3 protein-coding genes are annotated in these 4,908 nt (G+C 43.1%); all 3 read right to left on the reverse strand.

What is annotated here, in order from left to right; all coding sequences use genetic code 11:
- Nucleotides 1–1,162: 1,162 nt before the first annotated feature.
- The 3 genes from AK963_RS25410 to AK963_RS25420 all read right to left on the reverse strand — a co-directional run bounded on the left by AK963_RS25410 (nucleotide 1,163) and on the right by AK963_RS25420 (nucleotide 4,546).
- Nucleotides 1,163–2,008 carry a phytanoyl-CoA dioxygenase family protein gene (locus AK963_RS25410; RefSeq protein ID WP_175404645.1) on the reverse strand — a complete coding sequence of 282 codons (846 nt, stop codon included), beginning with the start codon at nucleotides 2,006–2,008 and terminating at the stop codon, nucleotides 1,163–1,165.
- Nucleotides 2,009–2,187: 179 nt separating this feature from the next.
- Entirely contained in the window at nucleotides 2,188–3,513 is a 1,326-nt protein-coding gene (locus AK963_RS25415) for a hypothetical protein (protein WP_139117654.1), read from the reverse strand.
- Between the two features lie 229 nt (nucleotides 3,514–3,742).
- Nucleotides 3,743–4,546, reverse strand: coding sequence for a class I SAM-dependent methyltransferase (locus AK963_RS25420; RefSeq protein WP_066018175.1), 804 nt, complete (start codon nucleotides 4,544–4,546; stop codon nucleotides 3,743–3,745).
- Nucleotides 4,547–4,908 lie beyond the last annotated feature (362 nt).

Consider the following 4,908-nt stretch of genomic DNA (forward strand, 5'->3'; position numbering starts at 1 on the left):
GATCATCCTGAGTTTTAATCTGACTGGCTATTTGATCTACCAGTTTTTCGTTGATTTCAACGCTCATTGTTATTCTCCATTTTGGAGTATTAACGACAAGCGTTTACACAATTTAAATTACATTCCCTCAAATACATGAATACCCTTGTGTTCTGCCAACCAAGTGTTGAGGTTAGTTAGTTAGTTAGTTCCCTCAGGATAAGGATACTCTATGGCAACTCAATCAATAAGATTTTTGTCTTTATGAAACGAGACTATCTTTTAAATTATTACAATCAATACTTCACAAGGCTCATACAAGCTATGGAACAACTAACAGCAGTATCTACATCGACTCACTTGCTGACCTCTATACAACAAGCTCCCCCATATAGCTCCACCAATACGCCTTCTTGGAGCAATAGGCCAACCCTTTCCCTGAAAGACCCTGAAATACGTATGCAGCAGGACGTTTTTTTTCAACATGGGAGTATGGAACCCAGATGAGCATGCAATTGAAGATGACACACCACATAATGACGTAGCCGTACTCCAACGAAAAATTTCTCCATTACAATAACCAGAGTCAGAGATATTGATTGAATATTTTCCAAATCTCCAGCTGGCACCGACTATTGAACAGGAAACGAGCGATCTTTCGAAAGACTTTACACCATGCCAAACAAATCTCAGCGATGACCTAACACACAAACTGGAAAGACGCACGCTGCCATTAGACGCCTCTAGCCCCGGCCTATTGCTTCAACCTGATGTAGCTCAACCCCTCCAAAAACAACCAGATTCTCTTTGCACCAAGTACTGTTTTGATAACAGCCTGAGCCAAGAAACCTCACATAATTTATAACATCGGCATTTACGGTAGACATTAAGCAACTAGCCATTACTTTAAATGTGCTGTGGCCTCTTTCTGAACGACAAAGAACACGATGAAGAGCTTTTTTTTCCTTTTTGCTCTTTCTTCCTTTATGGTTTCAGCTCAAGACCCGAAACACCTATCAGCCAACAGGCAGCCCTCTAAGCAGGCGCTCAAAGAAAGATGCAGGCGCAAGCACTATCAGGAAGAATTCCTTCATGTCTACCCTAGGGGCATTGGCAAAAATGCGAATCAATAACAAAAAACAACTACTGTAATTTATATTTACTAAAAGCCAGAAGCTAAAATTTATTCAATCAAAGAAATTTCCTTTCCACTACCATCTCCTGGATAATGTTCGTGATTGGCTCCAGGATAAGCATAGCCGTTTATAAAAAGCCTTCTGGGCTTATCCGAGGTATTCGGCCCACTGAAATGAACCAGACAGGGGTGGACATAAAGCATATCACCCGCATTCATCACGACTGGCGTTATTTCTCCATATTTTTCCTGCCGGTACTCTTCACTAAGCGTCGTATTACCTTTCACTGGAGAACAGTCATGATGAGAACGGGGAACCACATAAAGCCCGCCATTCTCTTCTCCCATTAGGTCAATAGCCAGCACGGTTTGAACAAAACTGCCATTCCCCTTGATATCCTGCCAGCGCTTATCAAAGTTCCGCCGATTATCAATATCCCGGTGGACATCATATTCAACACCGTCACCCGGTTGCTTTGGGTGAATCTGATTAATCAGGTGAGTAGCTCTTGAGCTATCCAGAATCTGGGCTACGTTTTTTCTTAGTTGAGGGTGCCTGCCATAAGCCAGTAATTCAGGGAACTTTGCGCCAGCCCAGACAACTCGTTTAATCACCGGCAGTGAGCCCTGGCCAACAGCCCCCAGAACATATAGTGTTCCACCTAAATACAGTTTCTCTTCTGATTGATTACCCGACCATGGAAGCTCAACCACACTGTCCAGAGCTATCTGGATATGATGCTCCAGATCATCCAGCTCTTCCCCTTGAAAAAAACCTTGTTGAATCAGGTAGCCATTCTCACGATAGAACGTTAGCTGCTCCTCAGACAGTACAGAGGCAAAGCTGCTCTGACATATAGACAGTACAGTTAGTAGAGACGCAATCCGTAACACTGGCATACCTCCCCTATGAAAATAGTCCTGAGTAAGACAAGTTGATTTCAGAAGAAGATACAAATAAAAAACTGGCAATTTACTGCCAGCCATCAATCAAAAAGAATCGTAACCTCCATGAGGGGCAAACATAAAACACCATCAGTTTAGTCCTGAACTCTCATTTTTTTTGCTACTTGTTACGAAGGTATCTTTTCCAACTCTACATGTGCAGAAAGGCAGTAACTGACTTCATCATCGGTTAATCCCGGATAAGATACCTCTGTCCTTACATCAGGGGCTGTGTATTTGGCAATTTCATCTTTTGATAGCCGCGTTAGAACTACTTTTGGTACTTTATGAGAAGCTAGCTCATTATTAGTGTCCACTTGGTTATGAGAACGCTTAGAAGAACTCTTATTTTTATTATCTGACACCACAAAACCTGTATTTTCAACCGACGTATTAGGCCTCATAACACCATTATCAACCGGATTCTTAATAGGCTCCCACTCAGCATTGGCAACTTCCAGCCCCAATCTGCTCTCTAACAAGCGTGCTCTGTCGCTTTTATATGCTTCCGAACTAACCAACTTTTCCGATGCTTTCTTTAGCGTAGATAGTAAACTGGTGACCATACACTGATTAGCAGTGCGATCCGGAGAGCTTTCAACTGATGAATGTGATCCAGTCTCAGTTCCTGACCCCCGAAGGCTTCGACTGCCATCAACACCAGATTGGACTACATCACTCTTCCCCACTTGATGACAGACATCACTATGCTGCCTAGCCTCCACTTGCTCCCAATCACCATTCGCAGTTGCAGAACACTCTAAAGCACTCTCTTTAACAGGGGGGGTAGATAACTCCTCAGTATACTTAACCTCTCTTTCTATAAGCTCCTCATGTTCAAATGACTGAACGCTAACAGGATGAGCTAAAAGAGAGCTCTCAACACGAGATCCATTTTGACCCGAATCACCTACTCTCTCAGCAACATCAGATGAGAAAGCTTGTTGATGTTGAGTAGCTATAACCCTAAAACAGTTCGGTTCAGGGACTATTGGCGGAGTACCGGATAATAAGCAAAGCTTGCTGGACGAAGAAGGCTGGGGCTGATTCTGAGAAAAGGTGGGTCCATTCTGATATTCATAGTCAGGTTCACCATAAGCATAAGCATCTGGTGATACCTGCTCGCTTTTAATCTCACTACACAAAGAAGGCAAACTTGAAGGAAAGCCAGAGTCATGTGACCCCGGGTTAATATCAAGCTCGTGTTTATCGTCACACTCCCTCTGATTTCTTACCGATAAATCCATCGCACCACAATCGTCAAAGCTATGCTGAGCCATTTGATCATGTTTAGTTCTCTGGTAATGAACGCTAAGGTTCGTCCGAGAAGCAAAGCGCTCTACACAACGATCAAATACACATACATACTGATTTTTTTTCATTTCGGGTACGACTGATATGGTTATTGCAGGCATTAACATCAGGAAAGGTGAGATAACATCGCTTGCATCCAAAAACTATTGAATTAACAGGACCATATGGTGTAAATGAGCATACTTCAGAAATTTGTATTTCAGGGTAAAATTGAGGAGCAGCGATTAAAGGAAGAGATGAATCCATACAGTTAGCCATTAATTGATTATGAGTAATGGCTTATATTGATTACTACTACGAACAAATGTTCACTTTTGTCAGGAAAACTAACAAAGCCGTTAGAACTGCTAACAATCAGTGGTTCCTCTCCTAAGGAGTGTATTCAGCGTCGAAAACAATGGCCTGAATAGGCATATCACTCCCAAATTTTGACTCCAATACTTTCTTTACTCGAGAATGAGTGACTATCAGATCTCCATTGCGATTAACGATTTCTTCGTAAAGAGGGCTGCCAAACACAATACCTCGAGCCAATAATTCCGCTGATAAAATTCTTGACCTGAGAGGTAGGGTTTTCGCAGTAATATTTGTGAAACCAGCTTCCCGCAGGGAAGCATTGATTACGTCTATATCGTGGTAACCAAAGGGCACGCGATAAAATCCCGGCGGGTCGTCAGGAAACACCGCTGCTATTGTCTCGTAAACTATTTCAGCAAAAGGATTAGCTGCCCAGCAGTCCCAGACATTGAAAAGGTAATGTCCACCAGGCTTCAGCACGCGAAGCACTTCGCGATAAGACTTAAGTTTGTCCGGAAAAAACATCACACCAAACTGGCAGACAACAACATCAAACAAGGGAGAGTCGTAAGGTAAGCTACTGGCATCCACAACCTCAAAGCGAATGTTCTCGTCTTCAGCAAACTTCTTCTTAGCTTGCTCCAGCATCGGTGGGCTCAGGTCTGTAGCCAGAAGTGTCGTGCCAACAGGCAGCAGGTTACGCAATTTCCGGGTTACAATGCCTGTCCCTGCAGCCAGCTCGAGTACGGATGAAGGTTTGTAATCCGCAGTCCTTCTGGCAATATCCGCAGCATAGTCAATAAAAATATGAGGGCCGAGTCCGCTATCGTAATGCTCAGGAATGGAGCCTACAAACCGGGAGGACTGAGAAGTCATAACTGCGCCGTTACCTGTCGTGTTCTTTATGCGTTGATACTGTTAGCAAAATCGTAACGAGGCAATATAGTAGGAAAACAATGATCCAGCCCAAATACAGGGTACAGAAAGCAGGAAAAATAACGATTGGTTGCGGGAAATAAGAAACCGGCTGTCACCAAGAATGACTGGTAAACCGTTTTTTATGTGTGAGTAGCAGTATGCGTTGAGATATATAAACAACAATATCAAGTCACAATAGTCCGGACAGTTTTCCGAAATAGGCAACCATGAGAGGAATCAACCAGAGTAGAGAATCCTAATAATCTATCTGTTGATACCTCCTCTCATGGAAATCATAGTTAAGTCTGCTCTGGACAGTA

The sequence above is a fragment of the Endozoicomonas atrinae genome, from assembly GCF_001647025.1.
Lineage (GTDB): Bacteria > Pseudomonadota > Gammaproteobacteria > Pseudomonadales > Endozoicomonadaceae > Endozoicomonas > Endozoicomonas atrinae.